Consider the following 19,651-nt stretch of genomic DNA (forward strand, 5'->3'; position numbering starts at 1 on the left):
CGGGGAAGCACAATGAAGCGCAAGCAAAGCGGTATGACGTTGACGTCGTTCGTGGTGGTGCTGGCGGTGGTGGGCTTTGCCCTGTACATCGGGATGAAGCTGTTTCCGATGTACCAGGAATACTATTCGGTGCGCACGGCCATGAAGAGCCTGGCCAAGGAGCCCGATAGCGCCAACATGGACCCGTCCAAGTTGCAGGACCTGTTCTTTCGTCGGCTGTACATCAACTACTCGGAAAACGTCAAGAAGGAAGACGTCAAGTTCGAGCGCGTTGACGGTGGCTGGCGCATGAAGGTCAACTATGAAGTCCGCCGCGAATTGATCGGCAATCTTGATGTCGTCGGCAAGTTCGAGACGTCCCAGGACATGACGGGACGTGGTGGCGAATAGGACATTCCAGCGTGGCGATCCGATCGGGCATGCGTTCGCCGATCCGGGTCTGCTCGCCCAGGCGCTGCGGCATCGCAGCGCCGGTACTCCGCATAACGAACGACTGGAATTCCTTGGCGACGGCATCGTCAATCTGCTGATCGCCGAGGCGCTGTATCAGCGCTGGCCCAAGGCCGACGAAGGCGCATTGACCCGCGCGCGCGCTGAACTCGTGCGGGAAGGGGCGCTGGCGGTGATCGGCCGCGCCCTCAACCTGGGCGAGCGGCTGACGCTGGGCCCGGGCGAGCTGAAGTCCGGCGGCCATCGACGCGATTCGATCCTGGCCGATGCGGTCGAGGCGATCGTGGCGGCGATCTATCTGGACTGCGGCTTCGAACGCTGCCGCGCGGTGGTGCTGCCCTGGTTCGAGCCCTCGCTGGCGGCGCTGCCGGTGGGCAAGGCGGAAAAAGACCCCAAGACCCGGCTGCAGGAATGGCTGCAGGCGCGGCAGCTGCCGCTGCCCAATTACGCGCTGATCAGCGAAAGCGGCGACGAACATGCCAAGCAGTTCCATGTCGCCTGCATCCTGGAGCAGCCCGTCGCCCGCGCCGAAGGCCAGGGCACCTCGCGTCGCCTCGCCGAGCAACAGGCGGCCACCCTCGTCATCGCACAACTGGATTCGAACACGTGAGCGCAACCTCTTCCCCCCACCGTAGCGGCAGCGTTGCGGTGATCGGCCGGCCCAACGTCGGCAAGTCCACCCTGACCAACGCCCTGGTCGGCGCGAAGGTCAGCATCGTGTCCAACCGGCCGCAGACCACGCGCCATCGGTTGCTGGGCATTGCCACCTTCCCCGAAGGGCAACTGGTGCTGGTCGACACCCCGGGGCTGCATCGCGAGCAGAAGCGCGCGATGAACCGGGTGATGAACCGCGCCGCGCGCGGCTCGCTGGAAGGCGTGGACGCGGCGGTGCTGGTGATCGAAGCCGGCCGCTGGGACGACGAGGACACCCTGGCCTTCAAGGTCCTGAGCGACGCCGAGGTACCGGTGGTGCTGGTGGTCAACAAGGTCGACCGGCTCAAGGACAAGACCGCGCTGTTCCCGTTCCTGGCCCAGGTCAGCGAGGGGCGGACGTTCGCGGCGGTGCATCCGGTGTCGGCGCTCAAGCGCAAGGGCCTGGAGGCGCTGGTCGGCGACCTGCTCAAGCTGGTGCCGGAAGCCGATGCGATGTTTGGCGAGGACGAGATCACCGACCGCAGTCAGCGCTTCCTGGCCGGGGAGCTGGTGCGCGAGCAATTGATGCGTCAGCTCGGCGAAGAACTGCCGTATGCCACCACCGTGGAGATCGAACGCTTTGCCGAAGATGGCGCGCTGCTGCGCATCGGCGCGGTGATCTGGGTCGAGCGCGAAGGCCAGAAGGCGATCGTGATCGGCAAGGGCGGTACCCGCCTGAAGGACATCGGCGGCAAGGCGCGGCTGCAGATGGAGCGGCTATTCGGTGCAAAAGTGTTCCTGGAAACCTGGGTGCGCGTGCGCGAAGGCTGGTCGGACGACGAAGCGGCATTGAAGGCGTTCGGATACGAATGAAGCCGGGGCCTGGGACCAAGGACCCGGGACCCGAGAGCAGCGCCGGATCGGCCGTCGCAAGGCGCGGTGGACCGGTGCTGCGCAGCCAGCCGTGTGCTGGTCACGCCGCACGCGGGGCTGGCGAATGCGATGACGCGCCGCTTCGGCGGCATGTGGATCGAATGCCTGCCCTGGCATTTCCCGGGCCCCGGTTCTCCGGACGTCGCTCAGGGCTCTGCAGCGCATGCTGATCGAACACGAACGCGGGTTCGTCCTGCATGTGCGCGCCTGGCGCGAGACCAGCCTGCTGGTGGAAGTGCTGAGCGAGCAGCATGGGCGGGTCGGGCTGTTGGCGCGCGGGGTGCAAGGCCCGCGCAAGCAGGCCCTGCGGGCCGCGCTGCAGCCATTGCAGCTGATCCAGTTCACCGCGGTGCAACGCGGCGAACTGGCGCAGTTGCGTCAGGCCGAGGCGCTGGATACCGCCCCCCGCCTGGCGGGCGAATCCATGTTGGCCGGTTTCTATATCAGCGAGCTGCTGCTGCGCCTGGCGCCGCGCAACGATCCGGTGCCGGAATTGTTCGATTGCTATGCGCAAGCGCGGGCGCACCTGGCCTCTGGCCTGCCGCTGGCCTGGGGCCTGCGCCAGTTCGAGCGCGATGTGCTCGATGGCCTGGGCTTTGCGTTCGATCTGCAGCACGACCGCGACGGCCAGGCGATCGACCCGGCGGCGCGCTACCGGCTCGATCCGCAGGAAGGCGCCTTGCGCGTATTGAGCGAGGCGATGGCGCAGGATCGGCGCGACACCGTGACCGGCGCGGCGCTGCTGGCCTTGGGCCAGGACGTCATGCCCGCGGCCGACGACATGCCTGGCCTGCGTCGCAGCATGCGTGGCGTGCTGCTGCATCATCTGAGCGGACGCGGGCTGAAATCCTGGGAAATGCTCGAGGATCTGGCGCGGCGGCGTTGAGGGGCGCAAGGCTGCTCGACCAGGCTTGGCGAGCAGTGCGCGGACGCGCGGCAGGGTCCAGGTGGACCCGTCGCGCACGCATGATGCCCGGTGTCGCGCGTCCCGCCTGCCGGCGCTGCGCCGCGTCCAAGAGCATCGGCGCCGTCATCCTTCAGTGCAGCAGCGCAGCCACCGCCGCGTGGAACTGCGTCTGCGCCGTGCTGGAATGCGGGTCGCCGCGCAGCAGGCGCACTGCGCCGGCAAGCCGCGCCGCGCCGACAAATCCGCAGCTGGCCTGCAGCCGATGCAGATGGCTGCGCAGCGCCTGATCGTCGCTGACCTGCAGGGCCGAATCCACCGCATCGCGGGTGCCCGGCAACTCGGCCAGGAACAACTCGCGCAGCGCGTTGAGATGGTGTTGCTGGCCGTTGAGCGCGCTGAGCGCGGCAGCTTCGTCCCAATCGCTGGCAGCGATGTCGACCACACCCACCGGTGCCATGCTGTAGCGGCCGCGCGCCAGTCCGCGACGGACCGCCTGCAGCAGGCGCTCGGAGGTCAGCGGCTTGACCAGCATTTCCAGGAACCCATCGGACTGCAGGCTGCGTTGCATCGCCAGATTGGTGTCCGCAGTGTGGGCCAGCGCGGGCACGTCCGGGTGCAGCAGGCGCAGTGCCCGCAACAGGCCGCTGCCGGTGCCATCGGGAAGATTGACGTCGATCAGCCACAGGTCGTGGCGACGTGCGCGCGCGCGGTCCAGTGCCGACGACAAGGAGTCCGCGCAGTCCACATGGGCGGGAAGACCGTCCAGCACCGCCTGCAGAAAGCCACGGCTGATCGGGTCGTCCTCTACCAGCAAGAGTCGTGGTTGGGGTTCCTGGCGTGTTGCCATGTTCATGCTGCCTCCTTGTCAGCGATGCCGCGTCCTAGCAGCCGCGTGCAGCGGAAGTGTGCCTGTGTTTGCGGGGCGCGACAATTGTTCTGCGGCGCGAGGCGGCCGCGATCGATCGCATCTGCGACAATACGCACCCTTTTTGCCCGCAGCTCGTCGCCACGTGGCCAGAACCCGAAACCGCTTCGACCGTACGCCGTTCCAGACCGCGATCACCGACCTCAGCCACGACGGGCGCGGTGTGGCCCGCCGCGACGGCGAGGGCGGCAAAGTCACCTTCATCAGTGGCGCCTTGCCGGGTGAGCTGGTGCGTGCCGAACCCACCGCGCGCAGCCGGCATTTCGACGAGGCCCGGACGATCGAGGTGCTGGAGGCATCGCCGCAGCGGGTGACCCCGCGCTGCCCGCATTTCGGCGTCTGCGCCGGCTGCGTGCTGCAGCATCTGGAAGAGTCGCAGCAGATCGTGGCCAAGCAGCGCGTGTTGATGGACAACCTGGAGCGCATCGGCCACGTCACGCCGCAGGCGGTGTTGCCGGCCCTGGTCGGCGATAACTGGGGCTACCGGCGCAAGGGCCGCTTTTCGGTCCGTCGCGTCGAGAAGAAGGACAAGACCCTGGTGGGGTTTCGCGAGCTGGATCCGCGTTTCGTGGCCGATCTGTCGGTCTGTTACACGGTGATCCCGCAGATCGGCGAGAAGATTCCGCAGCTGGCGGCGCTGGTCGAAGGCCTGGACGGCAAGCGCGACATCCCGCAGATCGAATTCATTGCCGGCGACGAGGCGGTGGCGTTGACCATCCGCCACATGCAGCCGCTCAGCGAGCGCGATCTGCAGGCGCTGACGGCGTTCGCGCAGGCGCAGGGCTTTGCGATCTTCCTGCAGCCGGGCGGCGTGGATAGCGTGCATCCGCTGTGGCCGCAGCAGGTGCCGCTGTCGTTCCGCTTGCCGCAGTGGGATGTGGAGCTGGCGTTCCGGCCGCTGGATTTCATCCAGGTCAACGCCTCGCTCAACCAGAAGATGATCGCGCATGCGCTGGCGCTGCTCGATGCCAGGCCCGACGACCGCGTGCTGGACCTGTTCTGTGGGCTGGGCAATTTCACCCTGCCGCTGGCGCGCGGCGTGCGCGAAGTGGTCGGCGTGGAGGGCGATGCCGGGCTGGTGGCGCGCGCCCGGGACAACGCGCAGCGCAATGGGCTGGCCAATGCGCAGTTCCATGCGGCCGATCTGACCCAGGACCAGCGCAATGCTGCGTGGATGCGGCAGGGCTTCGACAAGCTGCTGCTGGACCCGCCGCGCTCGGGCGCGCTGGAAGTGCTGCAGCAGTTGCCGCTGAAAACGTTCGAGCGCATCGTCTATGTAAGCTGTCACCCCGGCTCGCTGGCGCGCGACGCCGGCTACCTGGTCAACGAGCAGGGCTTCACGCTCAAGGCCGCCGGCGCGATGGACATGTTTCCGCATACCGCGCATGTGGAGAGCATTGCGGTGTTTGAACGGCGGTGAATCGGGAATAGTGAATCGGGAATCGTAGGTGCGGTTCGCCGTATGCTGTTGCGATTCCCGATTCCCGATTCCCGATTCCCATGCCCATTGAAATCGAACGCAAATTCCTGGTGACCGGCGATGGCTGGCGCGCTGCCGCGCATGCGGTGATCCCGATGGCACAGGGCTATATCAACGACCAGGCCGCCTTGCGCAGTGGTGCGCAGAACGCGTCGGTGCGGGTGCGTATCCAGGGCCAGAGCGCGTTCCTCAATCTGAAATCGCGCGAGGTGGGGCACACGCGGCAGGAGTTCGAGTATCCGATTCCGGTGGTCGAGGCGCGTGCGCTGCTGGCGCTGTGCGTCGGCGGTTTGATCGACAAGCGCCGGCATCTGGTCCAGTACCAGGGGCAGGTGTGGGAAGTGGACGAATTCCTTGGCGACAATGCCGGGCTGGTGGTGGCCGAGATCGAACTGGAACATGCCGACCAGGCCTTCGCCAGGCCTGCGTGGGTCGGCGCGGAAGTCACCGACGACGTGCGCTATTACAATCTGGCGCTGGCCTCGCATCCGTTCAAGAACTGGAGCGGGGATGTGTGATTCGGGATTCGGGATTCGGGATTGGGCATTCGGGATTCGTAAACGCTAACGCGATGCGTCGGACTTGGGCTGATTGCGTTGCGACTCCCCAATCCCTGCCTTGGTATTGGGTTTATGCTTTGCGCATCCCCAATGACGCATCTCCAATCCCCGCCCATGCGCATCGATATCTGGTCTGACGTGGTCTGTCCCTGGTGCTGGATCGGCAAGCGCCGTTTCGAGCAGGCGGTGGCCGCGCTTGGTGCGCAGGCGCCGGCGTTGGACATCCATTACCACGCGTTCCAGCTCGATCCCGAGGCCGGCCTGGAGCCGACGCCGCTGCGTGATGCGCTGGCGCAAAAGTTCGGCGGTGCCGCGCGCGTGGAGCAGATGCTGGCGCAGACCCAGGCCACCGCGCGCGCCGAAGGCCTGCCGTTCGACTTCGGGCGCGGGCAGGTGCAGGTCAGTACCCTGCGCGCGCATCGGCTGATCTGGCTGGCCAGCCGCGAGGGCGATGTCGAGGCCGTGATCGAAGCGCTGTTCCATGCGTATTTTGCCGAAGGCCAAAACGTCGGGGCGACCGAAACGCTGGTGGCCGCCGGCGCCGCCGGCGGCCTGGACGAGGCGCGCGTGCGCGCGCTGCTGGACTCCGACGAAGGCGTCGTTGCCGTCCAGGCGCAACTGGCGCAAGCCGCTGCGCTGGGAATCCGTGCGGTGCCCAGTTTCGTCATCGACGGACGCAGCCTGATCCAGGGCGCGCAGCCGCCGGAGAGCTTCGCGCAGGCGTTGTTGCAGCTGGCGGCCGAATCGGCGCCGATCGGTGGTCCCGATGCCTGCGGGCCGGACGGCTGCGCGGTATGAACGGCCGGCGGCGCGATGCGACTGCCGGCAGCTGAGAGATGACGCCCACCCGCTCGAAGACGGTTGCGGTGATCGGTGCCGGGTTGGCCGGGCTTGCCTGCGCGCAACGGCTGCAGGCGGCGGGGATGGCGGTGACGCTGTTCGAGCAGGCCGACAGGCCCGGTGGGCGCATGCGCAGCTGTGGCGGCGATGGCTGGCAGTGCGATCACGGCGCGCAGTATTTCACCGCGCGCGATCCGGCGTTTGCCGCCGTGGTGGGTGCGTGGATCGCGCGCGGCGCGGCGGCGGCCTGGCCTGCGCGCGTCGCCAGTTGGGATGGCACCGCCCTGCGTGCGTCGCACAGCGGGTTGACGCGCTTTGTCGGGGTGCCGGACATGGCCGCACCGGCGCGTGCGCTTGCGGCCGACCTCGATGTTCGGTTGGGCACCTGCGTGCGGTCACTGCAGCGCAATGGCGACGCCTGGCAGCTGGAGCTGGCGGAGGACGCGACGACACACGCCTTCGATATCGTGCTGCTGGCGGTTCCGGCACCGCGTGCGGCTGCCTTGCTGGCGGGCTTCGCCCCCACGCTGGCGACGCTTGCCGCCACTGCACGGATGCAGCCGGCCTGGGCGGTGGTGCTGCGTTTCGACCTGGCGGTCGATCCCGGCTACGACGCCTTGTTCGTCAACGCTGGCCCGGTGCGCTGGGTGGCACGCAACTCCAGCAAGCCGGGGAGGGCGGGCGTGGAAACCTGGCTGCTGCATGCCACTGCCGATTGGAGTCAGGCGCATCTGGACGCAACGCCTGAGGCCGTGATCGCCAGCCTGTTGCCGGCGCTGGCCGCGCTCGGCCTGCCACCACCGCAGTCCTGCGATGCATACCGCTGGACGGTGGCCAGCACCGAGCCTGCGTTGCAGATCGGCTGTGCCTGGGAGGCGCGGCCGGGCATCGGCATCTGCGGCGACTGGCTGGCCGGCGGCAAGGTCGAAGGGGCCTGGCAAAGCGGTGTGGCGTTGGCCGCGCGGGTGTGTGCCGGCGACGCCGCGGGCAGCGGGCAGGATTGATGTGGTGGCAGGCACAGCTGGCCACACCCCGCAGGCCGCCGCGCACACAGTGCGGCTGATCCTGGGCGATCAACTCAATCGGCAACACAGCTGGTTCGATGCGATCGATGCGGGTGTGGTCTACGTGCTGATGGAAGTGCGCGAGGAAACCGACTACGTGCTGCACCACGCGCAGAAGATCCTGGCGATCTTCGCGGCGATGCGCGCGTTCGCCGCGCACTTGCGGCAGGCCGGTCACCGGGTGCGTTATGTGTCCATCGACAACCCCAGCAATCGGCATGCGATCCCCGCCAATCTGGACGCGCTGATGGCGCATTACCGCGCTAGCCGGCTGGAGTACCAGGCGCCGGACGAATGGCGGCTGGATCAGGCATTGCAGCACTGGTGCGCGCGCCAGCCGTTCGCCACGCGCATGGTCGGCAGCGAGCATTTCCTGACCGAACGCGATGAGGTCGCCGGCTGTTTTCGCGCCGGTAGCCCATGGCGCATGGAAGTGTTCTACCGAAAGATGCGCCGTCGCCACCGGATCCTGCTCGATGCCGCGGGCGAGCCGGAAGGCGGGCGCTGGAATTTCGATCACGACAACCGTGCGCCATGGCCGGGCGATCCGCCCGCGCCGCAGGAGTGGCGCGCAGCGCACGATCACCGCGCGCTGTGGAGCGCTATCGAGGCAGCCGGCGTCCGCAGCTTCGGCGCACCGAACGCCGACGCGCTGCCGTGGCCGCTGGACCGCGACGAAGCCTTGCAGCACCTGGATGCCTTCATGACGCATGCGTTGCCGCACTTCGGTCGCTACGAAGATGCGATGAGCACGCGCAGCCCGCGGCTGTTTCATTCGCTGCTGTCGTTCGCGCTCAACGTCAAGCTGCTGCATCCGCGCGAGTTGATCGCGCGCGCGGAGGCGGCGTTGCACGACGGGCATGCGCCGCTGGCATCGGTGGAGGGCTTCATCCGCCAGATCCTGGGCTGGCGCGAATACGTGCGCGGCGTGTACTGGTCGCAGATGCCCGCCTATGCGCAGTCCAACCAGCTCGACCAGCATGCACCGCTACCGCACTGGTTCTGGGACGGGCAGATCGGCATGCGCTGCCTGGCCGATGCGATCGGCAATTCGCTGGCCAACGCGCACGCGCACCATATCCAGCGGCTGATGGTGATCGGCAATTTCGCGCTGCTGGCGGGGCTGGAGCCGCAGGCGCTGCATCGTTGGTACCTGGGGGTCTATATCGATGCGTTCGAGTGGGTGGAGCTGCCCAACACGGTTGGCATGAGCCAGTTCGCCGATGGCGGCCTGCTCGGCAGCAAGCCCTACATCAGCGGCGCGGCCTATATCGACCGCATGAGCGATTACTGCGGGGGCTGCCGCTACCAGCGCAAGGCGCGGGTCGGCGCGCAGGCCTGCCCGTACAACGCGCTGTATTGGGATTTCCTGGCGCGGCAGCGCACGCTGCTGGGTGCCAACGAGCGCCTGGCGCTGCCGTACCGGCAGCTCGATGCCATGGCACCGGAGGTGCTGGAGCAGGTGCAGGCGCAGGCCGCGCACTGGCGGGCGAATCTGGAGGTGCTCTGAGGCACGGCCGGCGGGCCGCGGCGGGGCCCAGACGGCGGCAAACGCGCGCCTGCCTGAATGCGCGATCTGACGCTGCAACGCGCATCTGCGACAATGCCGCGCTGCGCCAACGTGGCGCCTGGCCCGGGAGTCCCCCAACATGCTTCTGATCGGCGTTGCCGGTACCGAACTCAGCGCACAGGAACGCGACTGGCTGCAGCACGACGCGGTCGCCGGCGTGGTGCTGTTCACGCGCAACTTCGCCTCGCGCACGCAGGTGGCCGAGCTGTCTGCGTCCATCCGCGCGGCCGCACCGCGCCCGGTGCTGATCTGCGTGGACCAGGAGGGCGGGCGCGTACAGCGCTTTCGCGACGGCTACAGCGCGCTGGCGCCGCTGCAGAGCTTCGGCGTGCAGTACGCGCAGGACCCCGAGGCCGCGCTCGCCGCTGCGCGCGCGCATGCGCAGCTGATGGCCAGCGAGGTGCGTGCCAGCGGCGTGGACCTGAGCTTCGCGCCGGTGGTGGATCTGGGCCGTGGCAACCGCGCCATCGGCGACCGTGCCTTCAGCGACGATCCGCAGGTCGTGGCCAGCTTCACCCGCGCCTATGTGCAGGCGCTGCACGGCGCCGGCATGGCCGCCACGCTCAAGCATTTCCCCGGCCACGGCACCGTGCTGGAAGACACCCACGTCGACCATGCCAGCGACCCGCGGCCGCTGGAGGTCCTGCTGGCCGAGGATCTGGTGCCGTTCGTGGCCGGCATCGAGGCCGGCGCCGATGCGGTGATGATGGCGCACGTGGTCTACCCGCAGATCGCCCCGGAACCGGCCGGCTATTCGCAGCGCTGGATCGAGCAGATCCTGCGCGGGCAACTGGGCTTCCGTGGCGTGGTGTTCTCCGACGACATCGGCATGGCCGCCTCGTTCAGCGCCGGCGGCGTGGCGGGCCGGGTGCATGCGCATCTGGATGCCGGCTGCGACGTGGTGCTGGTCTGCCACCCGGAACTGGTCGATGCATCGCTGCAGGCCGTGGCCGGCCGCAGCCTCAATACCGCAGCATTGATCGGCCTGATCGGCCGCGGCGCGCTGGGCTGGGATGGCCTGCTCGCCGGCTCCGACGCCGCATTCACCACTCCCCTTTCCGCCTCTTTCGGAACAACTGCCTGATGTCCACGCTCACCATTTCCCAGGCCCTGGCCCAAGCCGACCTGCTGGTCGACCGCCCCGCCATCGATGCGGCCGTCGCCAGCATCGCCGACGCGATTGCGCGCGACTATGCCGGCGAAGTGCCGGTGTATCTCACTATCATGCACGGCGCGCTGCCGTTCTCCGGCCAGCTGGCGCTGGAGCTGGGCGCACGCGGCCAGGACCTGCAGTTCGATTACCTGCACGCCACCCGGTATCGCGGCGAAACCACCGGCGGCGAGCTGGTGTGGAAGCACCGTCCGGCCACTGCGCTGTTCGGCCGCCGGGTGATCCTGGTCGATGACATCCTCGACGAGGGCTACACGCTGCAGGGCGTGCGCCAGTGGTGCCTGGAGCAGGGCGCCACCGACGTGCGCGTGGCGGTGCTGACCGTCAAGCGTCACGACCGCTGCGTGCCCGGCGTGGCCGCCGATTATGTCGGCGTGGAAGTGGCCGACCGTTACGTGTTCGGTTTCGGCATGGACGTCAACGAGCAGCTGCGCGGCATTCCCGCCATCTACGCAACGAAGCAGTAACTGCCGCAGCGTGCCCGCGTTTCTGCGGGCAGCCCGGCGCGCACGCGTGCGCGCACCGTCATGTCTTTTGTAGCAGAGGTTGCTTGTGTCCCCCAATTCCATCGCATTGGCCGTCATCGGCGGCACTGGCGTCTACAAGCTCGCCCAGCTGGACGAGGTGCAGACGCACGCTATCGAAACGCCGTATGGCGCGCCCTCCGGCCCGATCCACGTCGGCATGTTGCTGGGCCACCGCGTGGCGTTCCTGGCGCGCCATGGCGAAGGCCATTCGCTGCCGCCGCACAAGGTCAATTACCGCGCAAACATCGCTGCGCTGCAGCAAATTGGCGCTGCGCGCGTGCTGGCGCTCAACACCGTCGGCGGCATCACCGAGCAGTTCGGTCCGCGCGTGCTGGCCTGCCCGGATCAGCTGATCGATTACACCTGGGGCCGCGTGTCGACCTTCTGCGAAGAGCCGGGCAGCGAGGTGCAGCACGTGGATTTCGGTCATCCGTATTCGCCGATGTTCCGCAGCAAGGTCATCGCCGCGGCCAAGGTGACCGGCGTCACGATGGTTGCCGGCGGATGCTACGGAGCCACCCAGGGACCGCGGCTGGAAACGATTGCAGAGATCGCCCGCATGCGTCGCGACGGCTGCGATCTGGTCGGCATGACCGGCATGCCCGAAGCCGGTCTTGCACGCGAAAAAGGCCTGGAATATGCGTGTTTGGCGATCGTGGCGAACTGGGCGGCCGGCTGCGGCGACGCGCAGGAAATCACCATGGCGGAGGTTTTGGCCAACGTCGATGCCGCCTCGTCCGGATTGCCGGAGCTGATTGGCGAACTTGCACGCGGGTGATTGTCATCGGGGCATAAGCTTTGCATACTCGGCGCGTACGCATTGCCGTACACCACCCATTAATTATTGCAAAGGTCTCGCATCACCATGCCGAACGGTACCGTCAAGTGGTTCAACGACGCCAAGGGATTTGGCTTCATCTCACCGGAGGACGGCAGCGCCGATGTCTTCGCGCACTTCTCCGCGATCAACTCCAAGGGCTTCCGCAGCCTGCAGGAAGGCCAGCGCGTCAGTTATGACGTGACCCAGGGCCCCAAGGGTGCCCAGGCTTCGAACATCACGCCGGTCGAGTGATGTGACTCGATTGTGCGGTTGAAGAACCCCGCCACGGCGGGGTTTTTTTTGCACCGGTCCATGCGGGGTCGGTGAGCTTCAAAGAGCGAAGGACATGCAGCGAACATTGCGGATTGCGGTAGCGGGCTATGGCACGGCAGGGCAGGCACTGGCCGCGCTGCTGGGCGCCGACGGGCATCGACTGGACGTGTTCGAACGCGCTGCCGCGCCCGGGCCGGTGGGCGCAGGGTTCCTGCTGCAGCCCAGCGGCCTGCAGGTGCTGTGGACGATGGGATTGCTGCCGCAGGCGCTTGCGCATGGCGCGCCGGTGCGCCGGCTGTATGGCGAAACGCCGTGCGGACGCGCGGTGATGGACATGCAGTATCGCGACCTGGATGCGCGGCTGATGGGCCTGGGGATGCAGCGCGGCGCCTTGTTCACGCTGTTGCGCGAGGCCTGGCCGGAGCACGCGCAACTGCATGTGGATACGCAGATCACCGCCATCGATCACGACGGCGTGCGCGTGCAGGACCAGCGTGGGCACTGGCATGGCCCGTATGATCTGATCATCGCCGCCGATGGTTCCGCATCGAGCTTGCGCGCGCAGGCGCAGGGCACGCGGCTGGATCGGGTGTATCCGTGGGGGGCGTTGTGGTGTCTGCTGCCGCGCGAGGACTGGCCGTTTGTCGACGAGTTGCGCCAGCGCTATATCGGCGCGCGCAAGATGATCGGCCTGCTGCCGGTGGGTACGCGCCCGGGCGACGACACCCCGCGGCTGAGTTTTTTCTGGAGCCTGCCGTGCAGCGACTTTGCCGCATGGGAGCAGCGCGGCATTGCCGCATGGCGCGAGGAGATCGCGCAGATGTGGCCGCAGGCGCATGCGCGTCTGGACAGCGTGCAGGTGCATGGCGCACTGGCGCGTGCCAGTTACCGCGACGCGGTGGTCAAACGCTGGCATCGCGGCCGTTTCGTGCTGGCCGGCGACGCTGCGCATGCGATGAGTCCGCAGCTGGGGCAGGGCGTCAACATGGCGCTGCTGGACGCATTGGCGCTGCGCGATGCCTTGCGGGCCGGTGCCGATCTGGATGCGGCCTTGCAGCGCTACCAGCGCGAGCGCCAGGCGCATGTGGCGATCTACCACCGCTGGAGCCGTTGGCTGACGCCGCTGTTCCAGTCCGAACGCGATCTGTGGGCGCACGGGCGCGACCTACTGCTGCACCCGATGGGGCGCGTGCCCGGCGGGCGCGGACACATGTTGCGCGTGCTCAGCGGCACCCAGCACGGCTGGTTCGGCAAATTGGCATTGGCGCCGGAGTTTATGGAGGCCTTGTCGCAACCGTTGCCGCGTGTGGCCGTCGACAAGACCGGAGCGGCCGCATAGAGGCCGTCGCAGCCCACGCACGGCCGCGCCCGCTAGCGCACCGGCAATGCCAGCGCGTCGTCTTCCACGCAGGCAACCAGGCGTTCGCCTTCGACCAGCGTCGGCACGATGCCGGCGGTGAAATGCGAGAACGCCGGCAGGATGGTGACGCGCTCGCGCAACCAGAACGCCGGCCAGCGACGCGCCATGCCGGGCAGTGCGGCCAGCGGATGCAGATGCCCGCACAGCACGTGCCCGGTCGGATGCGGCAGCGGATCGTGGCGCAGCACGAAGGGGCCATCTTCCACCTGTTCGCCGGCCGGCTCGATATGCAGATCGGCGCCGGCCAAGGCGCGGTCGTGATTGCCGCGGATGGCGATCACGCGTAATGCGCAATGCCGCTCGCGCCATGCGCTCCAGCGGCGGTGCCAGGCTGCGCGCGGTGCGGGGCCATGCAGCAGGTCGCCGAGTATCCACAACGCGTCCACCTCGCGCTGTTCCAGCAGCGCATCCAGCCGCTCCAGATCGTGCGCGGTGCCGCCGGCCGGCATCCCGATGCCGGCGCGACGGAACACATCGGCCTTGCCCAGATGCAGGTCGGCGATCAACAAGGCGCGTTGTGCTGGCCGATACAGTGCGCGTTCGCCGAGCAGTTCCACCGTTTCGCCGGCCAGCTGCAGCTGCACGCTATCGCCCATGTTTGCGCTCCAGTTGTTCGGCAGCACGCAACACGCGGGCCTTCCAGTCTTCGGTACTGAGTTGGCCGCGCACACGTTCGGCCCATAGCGGAAACGACAACGGGGTGAGGCTGCGCGGTTTGCACAGGCGCAGGTCGCGCCGCGCGCAATCTTCCAGCGCATGTGCAAGCCGTGCCAGTTCGAGCTGGCCTTCGAATACTTCGCGCTCGGCCTGCGCGAGCAGCAGATGATCCGGATCGAAACGTTGCAACACGTCGTACAGCAATCCGCTGGAGGCCTGCAGCTGACGCAGGCTGCGTGGTGCACGGCCGGGCAACGATGGCGACAGCAAACCGGCCACGCGCGCAATCTCGCGGAACTGGCGGCGTGCCAGCTCGCCCAGGTTGAGGCTGTCGCGCAGATCGGCAAACAGGCCCTCCGGCGACAGCAAGGCCTGCAAGACGCCCGCATCGAGGTCCACATCCTGCGCCGGCGACAGCACAAAGCCGTAATCGTTGGCAGCAAAACTGAAGGTATTGCGCTTGCGCCGGCCCCAGCGCGCCGCCAGCAACGCGGCCAGCCCTTCGTTGACCTGGCGGCCGGCGAACGGATACACGAACACGTGCCGGCCATCGCGGGCCTTGATGCTTTCCACCAGCAGATGGTCACGGCCGGGCAACGAGGACAGTGACGATTGCAGGCGCAGCAACGGTGCCAGCGCCTGCATCTCCGGCGCGTCGCCGGGATCGGCAAACACCGCTTCCACTTCGCGCCCCAACGCCGACGACAACGGCATGCGTCCGCCCATCCACTTGGGCACCACGCCGCTGCCGCCCTTGGCCACGCGCACATAGGCGGTCATGTCTTCCAGCCGCACCAGCTCCAGCAAACGGCCGGCAAACTGAAACCGGTCGCCACGGCGCAGACGGCCGACGAACTGTTCCTCCACCGCGCCCAGGCGCCCGCCGCGCAGGAACTGCACGCGCACGCTGCCGTCGCTGGTGATCGTGCCGATGGACAGGCGATGCCGCAGCGCCACGCGCCGATCGATGACGCGATACACGCCCTGTTCGTCGCGCACGACCTTGTGGAAATCCGGGTAATGCGCCAGCGCGCTGCCGCCTTGCACGATGAAGTCCAGCACCGCCTGCCAGGTGGCATGATCCAGTGCTGCAAACGCATCGGTGCCGCGCACCTGCTCGAACACTGCATCGGCCTGAAAGCCGCCACCCAGTGCCAGGGTCACGCAGTGCTGCGCCAACACATCCAGCGACAGCCGCGGCGGCGGCCGCGCTTCGATCTGGCCCTGCTCAATGGCGCGCCGCGCGGCGGCATACTCCACCAGCTCCAGCGCATGCGAGGGCACGCACACCACATGCCCGGACTCGCCCGGACGGTGGCGCGCGCGGCCGGCGCGCTGCAGCAGGCGCGCAATGCCTTTCGGGCTGCCGACCTGCAGCACCTGATCGACGGCGGGGAAATCCACGCCCAGGTCCAGGCTGGAGGTGGCGACCACGCAGCGCAGGCTGCCATCGCGCAAGCCGTGTTCGGCGGCCGCACGCAAGGACGGGTCCAGCGAGCCGTGATGCAGCGCGAGCGTGGCCAGGTCGTCCGGCCACACCGCACTCAAGGCCTGATGCCACAACTCGGCCTGCGCGCGCGTATTGGTGAACACCAGGCTGGTGCGCTGCTGCATGATCTTCTGCAGCACGCGCGCCAGCTGCGCCAGGCCCAGATGTCCGGCCCACGGAAAGCGTTCGCCGCTGTCGGGCAGCAGTGTCTCCAGGGTCATCGCGCGGGGTTTGACACCCGAGACCAGCGCAGCATCGGGAAGATGCGGCAGCAGCACGTCGCGTGCCTGCGCCAGGTTGCCCAGCGTCGCCGACAGGCCCCAGATGCGCAGCGCCGGCGCCCAGCCGCGCAGCCGCGCCAGGCACAGCTGCAGCAACACGCCGCGCTTGTTGCCGAGCAGCTCATGCCATTCGTCGACGATCACGCAGCGCAACGCCGACAACTGCGGCGCGGTGTCGGGATAGGACAACAGCAAGGCCAGCGATTCGGGCGTGGTGACCAGTACATCGAGCTTGCCGCTGCGCGCCAGCCGCTTGTCGCGCGCGCTGGCGTCGCCGGTCCGCAGGCCCACCTGCCAATCCAGCCCCAAGGCCTCCACCGGCTCGCGTAGGGCGCGTGCGGTATCGGCGGCGAGTGCGCGCAGGGGCGTGATCCACAGTACCTGCAGCGTGCGTTGCTGTTGGCGCCGCGCGGCCGGCGCCGGCTTGATCGCCGGCTTGCGTCCACGTGTGGACAAGGCTTCCAGCAATGGCCCGCCGAAGGCGGCCAACGTCTTGCCGCTGCCGGTGGGCGTATGCAGCAAGCCGGACTCGCCGGCGAGATAGCGCTTCCACACATCGCGTTGAAACGGCAACGGCGCCCAGCCGCGCTGCGCGAACCAGGCACGCCATTGCTGCAAGGGCGTGCCGCGCGTCTGCTGCGCGGCACTCACCGTGCCAGCGCCTGCAGGCTGCTCAGGTGATCGGCCTCGCTCATCGGCTTGTCCTGCCGCCAGCGCAGGATGCGTGGGAAACGCACCGCAATGCCGGACTTGTGCCGCGCGCTGCGGTTGACCGCTTCGAACCCCAGCTCGAAGACATGATGGGCGGTGACTGCACGCACCGGGCCGAAGCGCTCGGTGGTGTTGGCGCGAATCCAGCGATCCAGCTGCAGGATCTCCTTGTCGTCCAGACCCGAGTAGGCCTTGGCGATCGGCACCAGCTGGCCCTCGTGCCATAGCCCGAAGGTGTAGTCGGTATACAGCGTGCTGCGGCGGCCGTGGCCGGCCTGCGCATACAGCAGCACCGCGTCGATGGTGAGCGGGTCGATCTTCCATTTCCACCAGTCGCCGCGGCGGCGGCCAGACTGGTAGATCGAGCTGGCGCGCTTGAGCATCAGCCCTTCCACACCGCGCTCGCGTGCATCCAGGCGCACCTGCGCCGCCGCCTGCCAGTCGCCGACCTGCACCAGCGGCGAGGCGACGATACGCGGGTCGGCGAGCGTGCCCAGCACCCCTTCCAGCAACGCGCGGCGCTCCTGCAAGGGACGTTCGCGCAAGTCCTCGCCGCCGAGCTCAAGCAGATCGTAGGCGACCACCCGCGCCGGCGCCGCCGCCAAGGTCTTTGGCCCGGGCTTGAGCCGCTGGATGCGCGTCTGCAATGCGGTGAACGGCATCGGCAAGGGCTGCTCCGGTTGCCAGGCCAGCAGCTCGCCGTCGATGACGGTGCCATCGGGCAACTGCAGCGCGGCCTGTTCGATTTCCGGGAAGCGGCCATCCAGGCGTTCTTCGCCACGCGACCACAGCGCCGCTTCGCCCGCGCGTCGAATCAGCTGCAGGCGGATGCCGTCCCACTTCCATTCCAGCAACCAGTCATCGACCGTGCCCAGCGTTTCGACCTCGGCTTCGAGTGGCGATGCGAGAAAGAACGGGTAGGGCTGTTGACGATCGCCGGGCAGTTCTTCTGCAGTCAGCAGATTGGCCAGATAGGTCGGATGCGGCCGCCAGCTGCCGAGCATGCGCTGCGCGATGCGTGCGATCTCGATTCCGGACATCTCCGCCAGCGCCTGCTGCACCAGGCGCTGCGACACGCCCACGCGCAAGGCGCCGGTCAGCAGCTTGTTGAACACCAGGCGCTCGTCGAAGGCCAGGCTGCGCCACGCCTGCACGATGCAGGCCTTGCGCACCTCGACATCTTGATTGGCGACCGGCAGCAACCGCTGCTCGATCCAGTCGGCCAACGGCAGATCGGCCGCTTCGGTGATCGGGTCGTCCAGCAACAAGGCCAAGGTCTCGGCCAGGTCGCCGACATGGTCGTAGCTGTCGGCCACCAGCCAGTCGGCGATGCCGGCAGCTTCGGTGATCCATTCGCGCAATTCGCCACTGCTGGCAATGCGCATGCGCGTGCCGGCCACCTTGCCGCCGGCCAGCAGGTACAGCGCCCACGCCGCATCCAGCGGCGGTGCGCTGCTGAAGTAGGCGACCAAGGCCGCACGCTTGTCGAGCGTGCCGGTGCTGCGATCCAGGGTGCGGTACAACGCGGCAAATCGCTTCACGCGGGGCCCTGCAGGTATGCGCGGTGGTCGGCAGCACGCAGCTCCAGTGCGCGGCGCGTAAATGCGCTCAGGCAGCGTGGACGCCGGTAGGGCCGCGGCGGCCCGATCACCGCGGCCGGCACTGCGCGATGTAGGCGAAATGCCAATGCGTGCCGGCGGAACGCGAGGGCGCCGGTCAGACGCAGACGTGGGCGCGCGCGCGCATAACGGCGTGCAGGCAAGGGGTTCATTCCTCGGCTCCGAAATCGGTACGGAAGGCTTCGGCAGCGACGCCGCGCTCCAGCAGGTGCTGGATCAACGCATCGGTATTGCCGTGGGTGGCGATCACCCGCCGTGCGCCGGTGTCTTCGATGGTGCGCAGCAGGTCCGGCCAGTCGGCATGATCGGACACCACGAAGCCGCGGTCGTAATTGCGCCGACGGCGGTTGCCGCGAATGCGCATCCAGCCCGATGCGAAGCCTTGTTGCGCATGCCGGAAGCGACGGATCCAGGCGCTGCCGGCCGCCGATGGCGGCGCCAGCACCAGTTGCCCGGCATAGTCGGCGCCACGCGCATGTTCGCTGACCGGTTGGGTATCCAGCATCGGGATGCCGGCTTGGCGATACACCTCCACGCCCACGGCGATGGCGCCATGCAGCAACGCCGGTTGCGTATCCCAGGCGCGCAATTCGGCCAGCACGCGTTGCGCCTTGCCCAGGGCATAGCAATACAGAATGGCCGCCTCGCCACGTTCGGCGCATTCGTGGCGCCAGGCGACGATGTCGGCCGCGACATCGGCGGTATCCGGCCAGCGATACACCGGCAGCCCGAAGGTCGCTTCGGTGATGAAGGTGTCGCAGGGCACCACTTCGAATGGCTTGCAGGTGGGATCGTGCTGGCGCTTGTAGTCGCCCGAGGCGACCCAGACCTCGCCGTCCACTTCGATGCGCACCTGCGCCGAGCCGAGCACATGCCCGGCCGGATGCAACGACACCCGCGCGCGTCCCAGATCGAACGCTTCGCCGTCGGCATGCGTGTGATAGACCTGCTCGCCGAGGCGCCATTGCAGGATCGGCAGGCTCTCGTGCGTGCAGTGGTACTCGCCCATGCCGCTGCGTGCGTGGTCGCCGTGTCCGTGGGTGATCACCGCACGTGGCACCGGCCGCCAGGGATCGATATGGAAATCACCCTGCGGGCAATACAGGCCTTCGGGCCCGAGCACCACCAGATCGCCAGATTGTTCGTTGCCGTTGCGCATGCGACAACTCTGGCCAAGCCGGTGTGCAGATCCTGAGAATGGGAATGGCACGCATCGGTGTACCGATGCGGCTAGGCCTGCAGATCGCAATCGCTAATCGAGCCAGTGCACGATCAATGCAAGGCCATCGAATCGATCAAGCGCCTGGCGGGGCGTGAGCTG

Annotated in this window: 20 protein-coding genes; 14 read left to right on the forward strand and 6 right to left on the reverse strand. The window is 67.9% G+C overall.

The genetic code is table 11. The features are described from left to right. Positions 1-12 precede the first annotated feature (12 nt). The 4 genes from CPBF1521_RS06855 to recO all read left to right on the forward strand — a co-directional run bounded on the left by CPBF1521_RS06855 (position 13) and on the right by recO (position 2,902). Positions 13-390, forward strand: coding sequence for a DUF4845 domain-containing protein (locus CPBF1521_RS06855; protein ID WP_104585853.1), 378 nt, complete (start codon positions 13-15; stop codon positions 388-390). Further along, positions 380-1,060 (forward strand): ribonuclease III, encoded by a 681-nt coding sequence (rnc, locus tag CPBF1521_RS06860; protein WP_104585872.1) that lies wholly within the window; start codon positions 380-382, stop codon positions 1,058-1,060. Before CPBF1521_RS06855 ends, rnc begins: the two co-directional genes overlap by 11 nt. Continuing rightward, positions 1,057-1,956, forward strand: a complete 900-nt coding sequence (era, locus tag CPBF1521_RS06865) for a GTPase Era (protein WP_104585851.1) — start codon at positions 1,057-1,059, stop codon at positions 1,954-1,956. The genes rnc and era overlap by 4 nt, the downstream gene beginning before the upstream one ends. Before the next feature lie 223 nt (positions 1,957-2,179). Further along, entirely contained in the window at positions 2,180-2,902 is a 723-nt protein-coding gene (gene recO / locus CPBF1521_RS06870) for a DNA repair protein RecO (protein WP_104585849.1), read from the forward strand. A 151-nt stretch (positions 2,903-3,053) separates the two neighbouring features. Here the strand turns inward: recO and CPBF1521_RS06875 are convergent, their stop codons facing one another. Beyond that, positions 3,054-3,776, reverse strand: a complete 723-nt coding sequence (locus CPBF1521_RS06875) for a response regulator (RefSeq protein ID WP_104585847.1) — start codon at positions 3,774-3,776, stop codon at positions 3,054-3,056. 157 nt (positions 3,777-3,933) lie between these two features. On the opposite strand from CPBF1521_RS06875, the gene rlmD reads away from it, so the two are divergent. The 10 genes from rlmD (at position 3,934) to CPBF1521_RS06925 (ending at position 13,492) form a co-directional block, all read left to right on the forward strand. Next, positions 3,934-5,268 carry a 23S rRNA (uracil(1939)-C(5))-methyltransferase RlmD gene (gene rlmD, locus CPBF1521_RS06880; RefSeq protein WP_115676415.1) on the forward strand — a complete coding sequence of 445 codons (1,335 nt, stop codon included), beginning with the start codon at positions 3,934-3,936 and terminating at the stop codon, positions 5,266-5,268. Positions 5,269-5,348: 80 nt separating this feature from the next. Next, positions 5,349-5,846, forward strand: coding sequence for a CYTH domain-containing protein (locus CPBF1521_RS06885; RefSeq protein ID WP_115676416.1), 498 nt, complete (start codon positions 5,349-5,351; stop codon positions 5,844-5,846). Positions 5,847-6,002: 156 nt separating this feature from the next. Continuing rightward, positions 6,003-6,686, forward strand: coding sequence for a DsbA family oxidoreductase (locus tag CPBF1521_RS06890; protein WP_115676417.1), 684 nt, complete (start codon positions 6,003-6,005; stop codon positions 6,684-6,686). 38 nt (positions 6,687-6,724) lie between these two features. After that, positions 6,725-7,732 (forward strand): NAD(P)/FAD-dependent oxidoreductase, encoded by a 1,008-nt coding sequence (locus CPBF1521_RS06895; protein ID WP_115676418.1) that lies wholly within the window; start codon positions 6,725-6,727, stop codon positions 7,730-7,732. Continuing rightward, positions 7,728-9,302, forward strand: a complete 1,575-nt coding sequence (locus CPBF1521_RS06900; RefSeq protein WP_115676562.1) for a cryptochrome/photolyase family protein — start codon at positions 7,728-7,730, stop codon at positions 9,300-9,302. Before CPBF1521_RS06895 ends, CPBF1521_RS06900 begins: the two co-directional genes overlap by 5 nt. Before the next feature lie 139 nt (positions 9,303-9,441). Then, the gene (gene nagZ / locus CPBF1521_RS06905; protein WP_104650549.1) at positions 9,442-10,446 is read left to right on the forward strand and encodes a beta-N-acetylhexosaminidase; all 1,005 of its coding nucleotides are present in this window, start codon (positions 9,442-9,444) and stop codon (positions 10,444-10,446) included. Beyond that, a complete protein-coding gene (locus CPBF1521_RS06910) occupies positions 10,446-11,000 on the forward strand; it encodes a hypoxanthine-guanine phosphoribosyltransferase (RefSeq protein WP_115676419.1) in 555 nt (184 codons plus the stop codon). Before nagZ ends, CPBF1521_RS06910 begins: the two co-directional genes overlap by 1 nt. 85 nt (positions 11,001-11,085) lie before the next feature. Further along, positions 11,086-11,838, forward strand: coding sequence for an S-methyl-5'-thioinosine phosphorylase (locus tag CPBF1521_RS06915; protein ID WP_104585835.1), 753 nt, complete (start codon positions 11,086-11,088; stop codon positions 11,836-11,838). An 87-nt stretch (positions 11,839-11,925) separates the two neighbouring features. Beyond that, entirely contained in the window at positions 11,926-12,132 is a 207-nt protein-coding gene (cspE, locus tag CPBF1521_RS06920) for a transcription antiterminator/RNA stability regulator CspE (protein WP_003488188.1), read from the forward strand. Positions 12,133-12,226: 94 nt separating this feature from the next. Next, positions 12,227-13,492, forward strand: a complete 1,266-nt coding sequence (locus tag CPBF1521_RS06925; RefSeq protein WP_115676420.1) for an FAD-dependent oxidoreductase — start codon at positions 12,227-12,229, stop codon at positions 13,490-13,492. Positions 13,493-13,524: 32 nt separating this feature from the next. Here CPBF1521_RS06925 and pdeM read toward each other — a convergent pair whose 3' ends face one another. The 5 genes from pdeM to CPBF1521_RS06950 are packed head-to-tail and all read right to left on the reverse strand — an operon-like array spanning position 13,525 to position 19,489. Next, positions 13,525-14,169, reverse strand: coding sequence for a ligase-associated DNA damage response endonuclease PdeM (gene pdeM, locus CPBF1521_RS06930; protein WP_115047635.1), 645 nt, complete (start codon positions 14,167-14,169; stop codon positions 13,525-13,527). Beyond that, entirely contained in the window at positions 14,159-16,651 is a 2,493-nt protein-coding gene (locus tag CPBF1521_RS06935) for a ligase-associated DNA damage response DEXH box helicase (RefSeq protein ID WP_115676421.1), read from the reverse strand. Before CPBF1521_RS06935 ends, pdeM begins: the two co-directional genes overlap by 11 nt. Continuing rightward, a complete protein-coding gene (locus tag CPBF1521_RS06940) occupies positions 16,648-18,252 on the reverse strand; it encodes an ATP-dependent DNA ligase (RefSeq protein WP_115676422.1) in 1,605 nt (534 codons plus the stop codon). Before CPBF1521_RS06940 ends, CPBF1521_RS06935 begins: the two co-directional genes overlap by 4 nt. Further along, the gene (locus tag CPBF1521_RS06945; RefSeq protein ID WP_115676423.1) at positions 18,249-18,482 is read right to left on the reverse strand and encodes a hypothetical protein; all 234 of its coding nucleotides are present in this window, start codon (positions 18,480-18,482) and stop codon (positions 18,249-18,251) included. The genes CPBF1521_RS06940 and CPBF1521_RS06945 overlap by 4 nt, the downstream gene beginning before the upstream one ends. Further along, a complete protein-coding gene (locus CPBF1521_RS06950; RefSeq protein WP_104585825.1) occupies positions 18,479-19,489 on the reverse strand; it encodes a ligase-associated DNA damage response exonuclease in 1,011 nt (336 codons plus the stop codon). Before CPBF1521_RS06950 ends, CPBF1521_RS06945 begins: the two co-directional genes overlap by 4 nt. Between the last annotated feature and the right edge of the window lie 162 nt (positions 19,490-19,651).

Source organism: Xanthomonas euroxanthea, assembly GCF_900476395.1.
Classification (GTDB): domain Bacteria; phylum Pseudomonadota; class Gammaproteobacteria; order Xanthomonadales; family Xanthomonadaceae; genus Xanthomonas; species Xanthomonas euroxanthea.